Origin of the sequence: Streptomyces sp. NPDC052016, from assembly GCF_044548445.1 — a bacterium.
Classification (GTDB): domain Bacteria; phylum Actinomycetota; class Actinomycetes; order Streptomycetales; family Streptomycetaceae; genus Streptomyces.
This window is the reverse complement of sequence record NZ_JBIUBX010000057.1, coordinates 1-14,662: the sequence shown is the minus strand read 5'-3', so window position 1 is coordinate 14,662 and position 14,662 is coordinate 1. Positions and strand designations below refer to the sequence as shown.

The following is a 14,662-nucleotide window of genomic DNA, read 5'->3' as shown; positions in this document are numbered from 1 at the left end:
TTCCGACCAGGGCTCGCTCCTCGTCGGTGAGTCGGTCGAAGCAGGCCTGTTCCGTGGCCATGATGGTTACCTCATCGAGGGCGGGCCTTTTGATGTGCCGGGCTTGGAGGAACCAGCCCTCCTTCTTGTAGGAAGCCATGAAGTAGGTGCCGTAGTCCCCGAGCGGTGCGTCCGTCGAAGGCTGGGTCTCCTTCCAGCCCCGCGTCGCTAGGCCAGACAGCACAACGTCCAGCTGCCGTCGGCTGTCGGCCGGATCGGCGGCGTCCGGGGAGCGGTATCGCTGCTCGGTGGGCGACCAGAGGACCACACAGGGGGTCAGCCGAGTGACGAGAGCTGCCGCCTTTCGTTCATTTTCCGTGTCAGGGTGGATGAGACGCGCATGGAACACGCCGAACCCCGCCTCCACCTTGCTCCCCGTCAGTCCGGCGGCTGCAACGGCCGCTCGCAGATCTTTGAGCACGGCCTTCTGACTGAAGGGCACCATCGCCGAGGAAGGAGGAGAGGGAGAGGCAGCGGCAGGAGAGGAGGTCGGGGCGGAGGCCTCGACGCCTCCGCCGCATCCGGTGATGAGGATCGCTCCCACCGCGAGGCCGACTGCCCGTCCGGTGCTTTTCGTGCTGGTTTGCATGTGCTCTTTCCTTGATGCGCCGACCACCGGGACCTTTCGATCATCCAGGTCGGTCGAATCCCGACGCCGGATCTTCGCACGACGGCTTATCCGCCGCAGAACTGGCCCCGAGGGCTGTCGTGTGGATCATGCTGCAGGATCCGGCAATCGGTATCTCCGTCCCCCGCGACCTGATCCAAACGAGAGTCATCTTTTGTCCCGAGTGAGTGCTGCAGAACTGTCTGCCTGGGAGGGCTGGCCTGTGTGGTGGGACCGTCTCACCACCCCGTCCGGACGCACCACCTTCTCTACGCTCGTTTCGCCCCTCAACCCGCCGCGGACGCAACGCGCCGCCTGATCTGCAGCATGAAGAGCCGATTTCCTTATAGATGACGGCTTCGTCGACCAGCTCCAGGTGCCGACTGCAGACGGGCTGACGCAGCAGGTGCGCTGGCCCGGCGTGAGTTCGTTACTTGCTGGACCTTACGCAATGGAATCCGTCTGTACGGGTTCTGGCTGCATCGGAAGCTCACCGCTTCGCACGCGACTACGGCACTCACCACCTGACTGCCTACGCGCAGCGTCTGCTGGCTTAACGAACACTTCGCCCCGCTGGATATCCAGCGGGGCGAAGTAACGGGGCCCAGTTGGCCAACGCCGAGAGACTCGATTGCTGCCAGGTCACCGGTGGGCGGATCCGCGTGTCGCGTTCAGTCCCAGGCGAACTGCCAGGTCCGGTTCTGACTCTGACGCTTGGCGTAAGTGACGGGGTCGCTCGCGTCAGGGCAGTATGCATACTGCTCGATGGCGGCCTCGGCCACCGCCAGGGGTTCTTGCGGCGGTCGGGCGACATCGAGCATCAGTACCCGTTCCGAGACGAACAGTAGCTCGGCTCGGAATCGATCGTGCCAGGTGTGCAAGAAGGCCACGTGGTCGGAGTCGAGCATGGGTCGGCCCTCCGGACCATGCTCCCAGTTCGGCGCGTACGGGTATCCGGGCAAGAGCTGCGGCACGGACCAACCGTCCCGGGTCTCCACCAGGCACAGCCAGTCCGGCAGAAATTCACGGATGCGGACGGGCTCTGGCTCGGGCAAGATCTTTTGGGCGAGCCGCTGCGGGTCGAATTCGGCCCGCCACTCCTCGGCCTCGTCCGGTTCTCCGGCGTAGGCGAGGGCGTCCGCGAGGGCCGCCGCCGTGACCTCGGCGACGACCTCACGGGGTGCTGTCACGGCCCGGTCGTCGAAGACGTCCGGTTCGGCCAGTTCTCCTGCCACGAGCATCGAGGGGGGCAGCGGGGTGAGCAGGGGGTGAAAGCCCGTGCTCTCCCGAACGGCCAGCAGGCTCCGCCAGACCGTTGTGGCCCTGTCCTTGCCGATCCGGCGACCAAGAACGCGGGCGCCGGAACGCGAACAAGCTTCTTCCACATGCAGATTGAGGAAACCGGCTCTACGCAGAGTTTCGGTCAGGTGCTCTCTGTCCATGTTCGGATGCTTCACCTCTGTCTTTCACAGGTCGGCTAGCGGAGGTTCTCGGTGAAGTCGAATCCGTCACCGATCATGCGGATGGTAGTCAGGTTGAGCGGCGTCTTCGAGGTGAACGCCGTTCTCTTGGCGCTGGCGATTGCTGACCGCGCAAGCCGCTCGTTGCCGTCTGGCAAGTGGACGATTACCGCATCCGCACCCTGCTCGTCGGCCTTCCTGATGTGCTTCGCTACTGCGCCTGGTTGGGAACTATCGGGCGTCTTGAATTCGGTCCGGATCCCATCCACCCAGGCGTCAAACGAGCCATTCGCTCCTGGCGCCCAGCGCTCCTTACTTCGCCCCTCGCCTCTGGCGACCACGTCGTGGCCCTCTTCAGCGAGCTTGAGTGCAATCTCGAACTCCGCCGCATCGAACTTCGTGTCTATCTTTTTGTTCTTGAGGTTTTGTTCCTTCGTTGGCCAGGTCCAGGACTCGTCGATCCGACTGAGGACCTTCTTAATGTATTCATCGAAACCGTCTGTCAGCTTGAATCCGAAGAAGTCGATGCCGTTCTCCTGGGTGTATTGGTTCCAGGTACACGCCGCCTTCTCAGGGCCCCTGCAGGACAGCCTGTTGATGTCACGCATTTGGTCGAGGGCCTCGCCGATCTCGAACTTCTCCAGGACCCAGATCTCGAAGAAGCGCCGCTGCCGTTGCTTGTGCGCGAGCTTCTCGTTCAGCCGCTCCTGCTGCTGCGCATAGTCTTGGTCGGCGTAGGTGAGGGTCTTCTCGTAGGGTGCGCCAGAGAAGTCTGGGCTGCCGACGCTCCCTCCCATTCCGGGGGCGTACCGGCACAGCGAGTCGAAACACTCTGGTCGGCGGCCGCTAGGGTCGGCCAGGTTGACCGGATTGTTGTTGGAATAGCTGTACCCGTGCGTCTGCTGCGGGTCGGCCAAGTCCATCACCGGGTCGACGGAGATGAAGCGGCCGATGGCTGGGTCGTATTCCCGGGCACCGAGGTGGGTCAGGCCGGTGTCGGTGTCCTTGGTGCCGCCGACGAAGCCCTTGTCTCCGGCCCAGGTGGTGGGCTGGGTTCCGCGTACTTCGCCGAATATGCCGGTCTTGCGGCGGACGACCGTCTGGGTGGCGTCGGCGGAGATCTGGGTGGAACCGGTGCCGTGGTGGTCGCTGAAGACGAAGGTCAGCTTGCCGCCGGTGCGCATGGCAACGGTCTTGCCGGCCACGCTGTAGTAGCGGGTGCCGGTGATGGCTCCCGCTTTGTCGAGCTTGAGTTCGTTGCCGCCGGGGAGGTAGAGGGTGGTGCCGGTGGAGTCCTTGCGGAGCAGTCGGCTGCCCTCGGCGTCGTAGAGGTAGGTGCTGGTGTTGGTGCCCTGGACAACCGAGCTGAGGTGGCCTTCGTCGTCCCACTGCAGGGTCTGCTGAGGGGCGGCGCCGATCGTGCGGGTCTTGGTGTTGCCGGCCGCGTCGTAGGTGAAGTCCTCTTCGTGGGAGTCGGTTCCGGTCTGGGTGACCTTGGGGAGGCTGTGCTTGCCGGCGGCCGGGGCTTGGTAGGTGCGGACGGTGTCCGCGGCCGGTCCGGAGTCCGTCTTGTGCTTGATTTCCGTCTGCCGGTTGCCGACCGCGTCGTAGGTGTAGGTCGTCCAGTACCCGTCCGACCCACCGACGACGGACTCGGACGGTGTGGACGCGCACGCCTCACCGGTGTTGGTCCATGCCTCTGTGATGCGGCGCAGGGCGTCCAGCTGAAAGCACTGGGTGTCGGTGGTGCGGGCCTGGTCTTGGCCGTAGGCCGAGGCGATGGAAGTGATGTTGCCGAACGTGTCGTAGGAGTACTTCACGTCCTCGATGCGCTGGGGGGCGGTTTCCCGGTCGAGGTAGGAGCGGGTCAGTGCCCCGGTGTGCTCGTCATACTCGGACGAGTTCCACACGTGCTGGGCGAAGGCACCGTACTCCTGGCGGATGTTGCGGCCGTAGTGGTCGTAGGTGTTCGCCGAAATGATCGTGTCCAGGCCTGCGCCGACCGTGTTGAGCAGTCCTGACCTGGCGGTGTAGGTGTTGGCGACCTTCTCCTGAGGCAGCCCGCCTGCGGCGGGGTGCTGCACCCACATCACCTGGCCGGTGTTGAGGTTGTAGGAGTTGGTCCATTTGTAGGTGCCGGCCAGCGTGCCTTCGGCGGCCGGGATGGTCACCTGCTGAAGTACCGGCTGGTAGAGGCTGTTGTACGAGGTCGTCGCGTTCTCGTAGGCCTGGCCGTTCACCCAGCGGATGGCCTTGGCCGGCTGTCCCTTGCCGTTGGTTGAAGTGTCATAAGTCCACTCGGCGAGGAGGGTGGCACCCTGCTTCAGGGCGATCCTGCGGCCCAGCTCGTCGTAATCGGTGTGGAGGGTGATCTGGCGGGCATCGGTGATGTCCGTGACCCGGTCACCCTGGTCGTAGAGGTACTTCGAAGTGCCCTTGTCCGGGTCATCGAGCTGGGTCAGCCGGCCGCGGACATCGTAGGTGTACTTCCAGACCGAACCCGCGGGGTCCGTGGTGGACTCGACCCGGCCTCGCTTGTCGTAGGTGTAGTGGGTGGTCTGCCCGGCCGACTGGTCCGTGCTGGTGTACTGCTTGTGCGCGACGGTGCGGCCGAGGGCGTCCACCGTGGTCATGGTGGACGTGCCGCCTCGCGGCGGGATTACTGTGGTTGTGTCGCCGGCGTAGGTGGTGGTGGTGCGCTTACTCTCATCACCGAACCGCTTGGAGATGACTGCGATTATTCGGCCGGCGCCGTCATACTCGGTGTCTGTGGACGCCGGATAGTTCAGCTCTTGGCCGTGAACCAGCACCGGCTCCGCGGCACCGGTCGCGAAGAACCGGCCGGAGGAGCGCCAGGGCAAGCCGCGGGTGTCGTAGTAGGTCTCCGTCATCAGTCGGCCCGCGCCGTCGGGGGACGGTTCCTGGGTCTGCCGGCTGCGCAGCAAGCCGTCGGAGATGGCGTAGGCCGAGCGGTAGGTGGAGTCGTGGCCCAGGGTCTTCGTGGTGGTGACGACCGGGCCGTCGTTGCGCACCAGGTAATCGAAGGCGTAGTTGGGCGTTTCTGGGTAGGTGGTGGCGGAACGGGTAGGCAGCCACACCTTGGTCACTCGGCCCAGGGCGTCATACGTGGTGGTGGTGATCTTGCCGTTGGCGTCGGTGACCTGGGTGGGCTGGCTCCGTAGCGGCTCCATGACCGTGGTCTCGACATGCCCCTTGGGGTTGGTGACCGCTACTGTGGTCGCCACCTCACCGATGGCGGGGGTGTAGGCGGTCCGTGTCACCTTGCCCCAGGCGTCGGCCGCGGCGAGCTGCCGGCCGTGGGCGTCGTAGCAGAGCTGCTGGCTGTCGGCCCCGCAGTCGCTGGGGATGCTGGTCTGGACGTCATAGCCGTCGCCGCTGCCATTGATCCGGTCGGTTTTGGTGATCAGGCCGGTGCCGGGCAGGGTACCGAGAGGGCCGCCGTCGTAGTACGTGCGGACGTCGTTGATGACGTCATCGGGGCGGGAGATCGGGCTGCCGCAGGGCACGGCGACAGTTTCGACCCGGCTGACCCGGTCCACGATGCCGTTGGAGGGGTTGCGAGCGTAGCTCGTGGTGGCGCACTGCTCGTCTCCAGGTTTAGCCGTGTCGCCGGTGTGCGACTCGGTGGCGACCATGCCGTAAGAGTCGAAAGTACGGCTCACCTCGGTGGTACGGGTTCCGCCGGTGACGGTGGTGCGGGTCGATTCCTTCTGGGTGCCCGTCCGATATGCGACCAGGTCCGGAAGTCCGGGACGGGTACGCGTCGCGATTGCAGATGAACGCCAGGGAATGTACGAGGTGGCGCTGACCAGCTTGTTCGTGTCGTCGCCGTTATACGTGGCGGTCTCGCGCGGCATGCCGGCGAACTCTTCACGGTCGGTGACGGCGACGCCTGCACTGTCCTTGACGTCCCGGCCGTCGATGCCGCGGAAGTAGCGGGTCTCGGACAGGGTCCGGGGGTCGCTGCCGGCGCCGGTGCGAGTCTGGACCCGTTCGTAGCCGCGGGCCACGGAGTGGACTCGATCCTCGGCCTTGGTGAACTCATCGGTGCTCTTCGCCCAGGCTGCGCCGCCCAGGTAGGAGTACGAGGTGACGGTGTCTGGGGACTCAGCCAGGTTGTCGCCCTCGACCACCTGCGTGACCACGTAGGAGTTGAACCAGTCGAGTCGGGCGGTCTCGCCCTCGAAAGCCCACTTCACGGGGTAGCAGCGAGTGGCGTTGGTGCCGTCGGGCAGGGGCAGGTTCTCCGGTGTGCAGTCCTGCGGGGAGTAGTAGATCCCGATGGTGCCGCCGGTTTCGGTGGTGATCTGCGACATGCGCAGTCTGATGAAGGGGGCGAGATCGTCACCGGTCTTGTCTACCCGGTTGGCCTTCTGCTCGCCGGCAAAGGTGACGGCGGGCAGGGTGATGCTTCCGCTGGCCTTGCCGGTGTGCTGGATGGACTTCAGCCACATCGGGGTGGAGATGCCGTCGCCGGAGGGTGGGAAGCTCTGGTCCAGGGTCCAGGTGTCCACCTCCTTGTGTACCCCGCTGGTGAGGACCTTGGTGGTGATGGAGGTCAGTCGCTTGCGGGTCCAGAAGCTGGGCGAGTAGTTATCCTTGCACTCCGTGGACCCATCCTTGCAGAACAGGTCGAAGGGCACGTCCGGCCAGTTGGCGGCGTTGGCCTCGTCGAAGGTGGCGCAATTGGACAGGCACCGTTCGGCGACACCGAACTCGACCTGACCCATGGGCTTGCCGGTGTAGACGGCGTTGGAACGCAGACCGTAATCGATCCGGTCCAGCCAACCGCCCCGGACGTACTGCGTGACCGTGGCCTTGCCATCTAGGGAGACGTTGCGGCCGTAGTTGTTGGTCTCGGTCTTCCAGTGGTAAGCCATCGCGCTGCCACGCGGGTCAACCACGTAATCCAGTTGCCAACGCCAGGCCTGCTGGCACCAGCCGTCGGCGAAGGAGGCGTTGTAGCAGGGCTCGCTGGACTGGTTCCCGAAGACCGGCACGGTCCAGGTCGAGTTGGTCACTGGGTCATCGGCTGCTGTGCCGTTGTCCTTCCACCCTGGGAGCCGGTTCAGGCCGAAGAAGTACTGGGTGCCGTCGGTGCCGGTGACTTTCCAGTGCTCGCCGGCCCCGTCCACACCCGCGGTGCCCTGGTCGCCGTTGACGGCGCCCGTCAGTTTTTCGACCTTCTCGCCCGAGTCGGAGGCCGGATGCCAGCCCTTGTCGGCCTCATAGACAAGCTCGGTGGACTTGCCGCCGAGATTCAGCGTCGCGTTGTCATTGAACCAGCACAGGTCGCCGACCTTGGTGGTGTTGGTGCCACCGGTCTTGTCGTCCTCGCAGCCCTTGTACTTGCGCTCGATGAAACCTGGCTCCCAGGTCCAGCCGTCACCCATCCAGGAAGGTTGGGTGTTGGAGGCAGCAGTCAGGCCATCGACCGCCTGCGAGCTGTAGCCCAGGGTGATGGATGGCTGAGGGCCGCCAGGCACCTGGGGCACCTGAATGGGGTAGGACCAGCTGAAGGAACCGGTGGAACCACCAGCGCTCCAGGTGCCCGAAGGCTGCAGGGACGTGGCCTTGTAGTCGCCGGTGGGGCCGCTGGCCTCGGCGGTCGCAGCGAGGACCATGGCCGTCGAGCCCACGGCCGTCCGAGAGGCGAGCTTGCCGCTCTGGACGTCGTTGCTGGCCTCCAACGGCTTCTGGACACGGCACTCTGCGCGTTCTGGGGTGTCCAGCGCACAGTCTGGCAGTTGTACCAGGCGAAGTCGCGCAGCCCAGTCGCCGCCGTAGGCGCTGCGGAATGCGCTGTAGTCGACCTCGACCTTTGCCGGGACAGCCTGCTTCACACCGTCGGTGCGTCCAACCGTCAGCAGCACGCCCTCGATGCCTGCTCGGCGGGCGTCCTCCCGGGACGCGACAGAGACCTTGACCCTGGCCGGGGCCGCATCCTTTGCCGCGCCTTTGGCTGAAGCAGTCTTCTTCGGCGCTGTCCCACCGGCTTCGACCGATACAGGCAACGCGCCTGCCCTGCCTCCAGGGGCAAGTGACACCTCTGCTGACCCGGCGGCAGGCCAACTAGCCTTCAGTGCCTTCCTTTTCACTGAGCTAGAGGCTGCGGCGTCGGGCCGCTTCTTGCCTCCGACAGCGACTTCCTCGACCGGTACAGCCTTCGGTTGCCTCAGCTTCGGAAGGTCCAAGCCACCATCTGACGCGTCTGCAACTCCTGGCAGGACGCCGGCGAGTACCGCGGCGGCCCATACCACCGGAAGTCCCCGCTTACCGAAACGTCTCACACCCACCCCTCGACGAGCTTCGTTAGCAATATTCGCCGCAGGCTAGCAGGCGCATACGAGCCCTCTTGGCCTTCTTTAGCGCTGCAAGGAGTGGGACAACAAAGCAAACATGATCTTGCAGTGATAAAGCAGACCTAACGACCAAGATCACGACAAAGTTCCAGGTGAGGGCTGTGCAGGGCTGGCCGCCGCCAGCTAGAGTCCCGGCGACCGTTGAGTTTTGAGAGGGGCTTCGTGCACCAGATAAGACCCTGCTCCGGAATGCCGAATCGGGTTTGGCTTTCGCGGGCGGTTTCCATTGCCTTGATTTGCGGAATCACAACATCAGGGCTTGCGATGCCCTCGGAATCGGCCGCCACGGTTTCCGCCACCACATCGTCCGACCCCGTAGCTGAAGGGTCGAAGAGCGAAGAAGATTATGCGCTCGAGCAGGCGGCGGCCAGCGGTCAGCCGTACGAACTGGTCTCCGCCCGGAGCGAGTCAACGGACACCTGGGCGCAACCCGACGGAAGCTGGTCCGTCAAGCGTTATGGCACACCTGTGCGACTGTTTCGCGGCGGGGCGTGGGTTCCCACCGACCCCAACCTGGTCTTCGCCGCCGACGGCAACGTCGTCCCAAAGGCCACCACTGTGAACGTGACCTTCTCCGGCGGCGGCACCGGACCACTCCTGACGGGTGTCAAGGATGGCCGGACCCTTTCACTGACATGGCCCAAGCCGCTGCCCACACCCACGCTCGAAGAGAACGTGGCCACCTACGCTGAGGTGCTGCCCGGCGTGGACCTCCAGCTCAAGGCCGAAGTTGAGGGATTCTCGCAGCTACTCGTAATCAGGACCGCCGAGGCGGCCGCCAACCCCGAACTAGCACTGCTGAAGTACAAGTTGGATACCGTCGGACTGAATGTATCCACCGACGCGGACACCGGCAGCATCAGCGCCGTAAACCCGGCCGGGCAGACAGTCTTCACCAGCCCCTCGCCGCTGATGTGGGACTCTTCCTCCATCTCCTCCGGCACCGCGCCGACTGTCCGGTCGGCCTTTACAGCCACGGCAGGCGAGACCGACAGCGGGGTGCCCGCCGACGCATTCGACCCCCCACCGGGCGCGCAGGACGCGCAGATGCCCACGACGATCACCGGCGACACACTGGAGATCAAGCCGGACCAAACGCTGCTGAACGGCGAGAACACCACCTTTCCGGTCTTCATCGACCCCTCGTGGGCCTGGGGAGAGAAGCAGAACTGGACCCGGGTCTACAAGCAATACCCCAACACCTCCTTCTGGAACACCAAGGACCCCATCCGAGTCGGATACGAGGCCGAGTCGGGCGGATCAAACCGCGTCTCCCGGTCCTTCATCCAGCTCGACACCAGCGACACCAAGTTCACGCAGGTGAAGAACTCGGTCTTCCGGATCCGCAACACCTGGTCCTGGTCCTGCCAGAGCCGTCCCGTGGAACTGTGGCACACCACCGGCATCACGAAGAAGACCACCTGGAACAACCAGCCCAGCAAGAAGACGACGCTGCCGCTGGACACGGTCGATGACTCGAAGGGTTGGAGCAAAGACTGCGCCGCCGGCAACCTCGAGTTTGACACCACCGCCAAGATCCAGGAGGCAGCCTCCAAGGGCTGGTCGAGCATCACCTTCGGCCTCTACGCCGTGGACGAGACAGACACGTTCGCCTGGAAGAAGTTCGACGCCAAGACTGCAGTCCTGGAGACGACCTACAACAACCCACCGAAGACCCCGACCAGTCTGGGCACAAACCCCCGCACGGACTGCAAGACAGGCGGCCTGATCGGCAACACCCGCGTAAGCCTGTACGCGAAGTTCGACGACAAGGACGCCGGCAACCTCACCGCCGAGTTCCAGGTCTTCAAGGCGGGCACCACCACACCGTCGGCCACGCAGTCCCTGCCCGCCAGCAAGGGAAAAATCACGACCTGGGCGGTGCCGGACGCGGACCTGCCAACCGGCGACTGGACATGGAAGGTGCGGGCGAAGGACCAGGACGACGCCTACTCGCCCTGGTCAGCCACCTGTAAGTTCACCATCGACCGCACGCGACCGAGCAAGCCACCGCTGATTACCTCGGCCGACGGCAAATTCCCGCCCGGTGACAACGGTTGGCCCACAGTAACCGGCAAGGCCCGCGAGCCCGGCACGTTCACCTTTGCACCCAACAGCGTGACCGACGTCGTCAACTACGTATGGTGGACCGACCACGACCCGAACCCCAGTGATGTCGATCCCGGCATCGCCGTCAGCGTTCGCCCGCCGGGCTACGGCCCGCATTTCGTCTACGCCTACAGCGTCGACAGAGCAGGAAACCGCTCCGACACCCAGACCTACGTGTACTACGCCGGCCGCTCCGAGGAGCGAGACGGCCCGACCGACCTCAACGGCGACGCCAACAGCGACATCTGGAGCATCGACTCCAACGGCACCCTGCTGACCTACGCCGGGCAGGGAAACGGCAACTTTGCCGCAGCGACCAACGGCGGCAAGTCCTTCCTCAACGCCAGCGTCGACTCGCGCGGCGACTGGGGGCAGGACGGCTCCAACGACCTTGTCGCGCTGCAGTACGACGACATCGAGAAGCGAAAGCGCCTGTGGGCCTACCCGAACAACGGCAGCGGCGTCATCATTGACGACTACACCGAACTGACCGTCTCCTGCCCGCTCCCGAACGAAGAGCTCGGCTGCATCGGCGACGAAAGCTGGACCGGCGACGACCACTGGCACAACGCAGAGCAAATCATCACCGCAGGCGACCTCAATGGTGACACCGCACCGGATCTTCTGGTCAAACAGGGTAAATTCCTCTGGGCCTACTACGGTAACCGCGCCGGTTACGACCTCGACATCGCAGGCACTCAGGCGCCCGTCCTTGTCGGCGAGGGCGACTGGGACAAGTTCACCTTGATTGCACCCGGTGACGTCAACGGAGACAAGATCGCGGACCTGTGGCTTCGCGAGGATGCCACCGGCGACATCTGGCGCTCTTACGGCACCAAGGGCGCCAACGGCTATCTCGACCCTACGACCTGGGGAAACACGGCCGCCCGCGTCAAGATCGGCTCCGGCTACCAGGCCGCCGCTTTTCCGGCAATCGGGTCGGTAGGCGACGTGACTGGCGACAACCTCGCTGACCTCTGGGCCCGCAAAGCTGACAACACCATGATCGGCTGGACGGGCAAAGTGCCCGGCACCGACAACAACTCCTTCGGTACGTCCTTCATCATCGATGGCATCACCGGCGGATCCCGCATCCCGGCAGGCACCACCCTCACCGCCAGCCAGTCACTGGTATCTCGCTCGGTCAAGCTCACGATGCAGGAGGACGGCAACCTCACCATTACCTCCAACCCCACCGGTAAGGTGCTGTGGTCGTCCAAGACGGCCGGTAACGCAGGTGCCAAAGCCGTCATGCGCAGCGATGGCAACCTGGTGGTCTACAAAGCCGACGGCAACTACGCCTGGCAGTCGAAGACCAGTGCCCCCGGAGGATTCGCCCTCCTGCAGGACCGCGGAAATCTCGTCGTCTACAACGTCAAGGGACAGTCCCAGTGGACTAGCAACAGCGACGTGCGGGGCGATGTCAACGGTGACGGCTACGGTGACGTGATCACCTGGCGAGAGTATGCCGACAGCAGCGACAAGATCCACACGCTCGCGGGCAACTCCGACGGATCCTTCAAGGCCCCGCACAACAGTTTCACCTTCAGCGGCTGGGACGAGAACCACGTGAAAAAGGTGTCGGGCGACTTCAACGGCGACGGACTCACGGACGTAGCCGCCATGTACTACTACCCGGACAAGTCCACGAAAATGTGGACACTGCTTGCGAAGTCCGACGGCACCTTCCGCTCACCCATCCCGTCGTGGGGAGCCAACCCAGGCAAGTGGGGCTTCCCCAATGCCACCCTGCAGGCCGGCGACTTCAACGGCGACGGCCGCGACGACATCGCCGCCTGGTACAACTCCCCCGACGGCACCGACACCCTCTACACCTTCACCGCCAACGTGCAGGGTGGCTTCAACGCTCCCTTCCCCAACTGGAGCGGCACCTGGAACCGCAGCATCATCAAGCTCACCACCGGCGACTTCAACGGCGACGGCCGCGACGACCTGGCCGCGCTCGCCGACGCGCCCGACAACGGCGTGAGGTTCTGGCAGTGGCACGGTCAGTCCAACGGCAGCTTCAAAGAACCCGTACAGGCGTTCTTCCACGCCACCTGGGGAGACTGGAACCGCACCGGCTTTTACGCCGGTGACTTCAACGGTGACGGGCTCGATGACGTCGCCACTTGGTACGACTACCCCGACAGCAGCGACAAGATCCACACCTACGTCAGCCTCTCCACCAGCGACGGCACGTTTCTTGCACCGAAGGAAGCGTTCAGCACGGATCCGGGCAAGCTGAATTACCAGAAAATGAAGATCACCACGGGTGACTACAACGGCGACGGACGCGATGACCTGGGCGCCATGCACGACATGGGCGACGGCACAGTGAAGATGCTCACCTACCTCGGCCAGTCCGACAGCACCATGTCCGGCCTTGCGAGCTGGGTCGGGACCTGGGACTACACCAACACATCCTTCATCACCCACAACACGCCCTGACCTACCCGTAGGGCCACTCTTCCTGGTCTGGCAAGGCCCCGGTCTGCCAGACCAGGACGACCAGTCTCAGGCCACCGGCCACGGCCTTCGTTTGATCAGCCGGGTCAGGCGGCCCGGTCCTCGGCTCGTTGACGTTCAGGATTGTCGTGCCAGGCGTAGACCCAAAGGGCAACCATCGGCCCAACCAGAACGTCGCAGCTGGCCGCAAACCGAAGAACCAAAGGACACTGCAGGCTCGTCGACATCTGGCTTGTACCGTCGGGATCGGTCCACAGCGACCGGTCCCGACGCATGTTTTGCGACCATACAAGGCGCCTGCAAGCGGCCCGACGGTTGGTTCGTCATCCTGCGCGATTCGCATGCCGTCGTCCTCACGCCGGGGAAGGTGTGCACCGATGGACGCCGACAAGCGGGGGCGCCAGACGTGGGGCCACGTCGAGCTGGCAGCCGCAAATGTGCCGGGCTGCTGCACCGGTGCCAAGCGCCCCTGCGCATGGGTTCGGTTCGTACCACCACAGGGCACGGCCGTCAGTATCTGGGAAGCCAGTTCCGGCCCCTAGGGACTGTCTTCAGTTGTGATCAATAGGCTTTAGGAGGCTGCTGATCCAGATGGTCGCTGCGCGGAGATGGAGTCCGGCGAGGTAGCTCTCGGGCTTCTTGTCGTAGCGGGTCGCGATGCCCCGCCAGTCCTTCATCCTGTTGATGGCCCGCTCGACCGTGTTGCGATCTCGGTAGAGATCGGCGTTGTGGGTGACGGGCCTGCCGCCCCGGCTGCCTTTCTTCCTGCGGTTGGCGGCTTGATCCTTCTTCTCGGGGATGACCGCCTGGATGCGGCGTCTGCGCAGGTGGGCGCGGTTGGCGCGGGAAGAGTAGGCCTTGTCGCCGGCCACGGCAGCCGGCCGGGTGCGGGGTCGGCCGACGGGCAGGCGGACCCGTAGCTTGTTCAAGACGGGGATGAACTGGGGGCTGTCGGCGGCCTGCCCGGCGGTCAGAAGGAGCGCCATCGGCCGGCAGCGCCGGTCGGCGGCCAGGTGGACCTTGCTGGTCAGCCCGCCGCGGGACCGGCCGAGCAGGGCGGCCTTCAGCCGGGCCCGCCGTCTCAGGCGGATGCGTCGGCGCTCGGCACGGACCGGATCGCCGTCCTGCCCGCCTTGTTCCCCGGACGCTCCCCCTTTTGCGAGGCCGCCTCCTCCAGTGCCGCCAGGGTCTGTTCGCTGACCCTCATGCCGGCCGCATCATGATGAGCCCGCGTGGTGGTGGAGTCCACGCTGACCAGGGACATGTCGATCTCGTCCCTGCGGGCGGCCTCGGCGATCGCCTCTTCCAGCAGGGCCTCGAAGACGCCCGCGTCGCGCCATCGCATGAAGCGGTTGTAGACGGTCTGCCAGGCGCCGAACCGCTCGGGCATCTCCCGCCACTGGCTGCCGGTACGGAACCGCCAGATCACCCCCTCGAACTGCTCGCGCAGCCGCTCGGGGTACGGGCCGAACCGGCCGACCGGCAGGAACGGCTCGATGAACTCCCACTCGCTGTCGGTGAGTTGCGCACGTGTCACACCACAGTCCTATCGGACCTGCACCCGACCCCGGGCTTGATCACAACTAAAGACAGTC

The 14,662-nt window shown here is 64.8% G+C and carries 3 protein-coding genes and 2 pseudogenes; 1 reads left to right on the top strand and 4 read right to left on the bottom strand.

Annotated features, from left to right (window positions below):
• From ACIHAR_RS39410 to ACIHAR_RS39400, 3 genes and pseudogenes are all read right to left on the bottom strand, one after another.
• Positions 1-628 (bottom strand): annotated as a pseudogene (locus ACIHAR_RS39410) (hypothetical protein); the annotation flags it as partial.
• A 689-nt stretch (positions 629-1,317) separates the two neighbouring features.
• On the bottom strand, positions 1,318-2,103 hold the full coding sequence (locus ACIHAR_RS39405) for a DUF4253 domain-containing protein (protein WP_400024074.1): 786 nt from the start codon (positions 2,101-2,103) through the stop codon (positions 1,318-1,320).
• Between the two features lie 20 nt (positions 2,104-2,123).
• Positions 2,124-8,141 (bottom strand): RHS repeat-associated core domain-containing protein, encoded by a 6,018-nt coding sequence (locus ACIHAR_RS39400; RefSeq protein WP_400024072.1) that lies wholly within the window; start codon positions 8,139-8,141, stop codon positions 2,124-2,126.
• A gap of 612 nt (positions 8,142-8,753) precedes the next feature.
• On the opposite strand from ACIHAR_RS39400, the gene ACIHAR_RS39395 reads away from it, so the two are divergent.
• Positions 8,754-13,049, top strand: a complete 4,296-nt coding sequence (locus ACIHAR_RS39395; protein WP_400024070.1) for an FG-GAP-like repeat-containing protein — start codon at positions 8,754-8,756, stop codon at positions 13,047-13,049.
• Between the two features lie 569 nt (positions 13,050-13,618).
• On the opposite strand, the pseudogene ACIHAR_RS39390 reads toward ACIHAR_RS39395, so the two are convergent.
• Positions 13,619-14,604 (bottom strand): annotated as a pseudogene (locus ACIHAR_RS39390) (IS5 family transposase).
• Positions 14,605-14,662 lie beyond the last annotated feature (58 nt).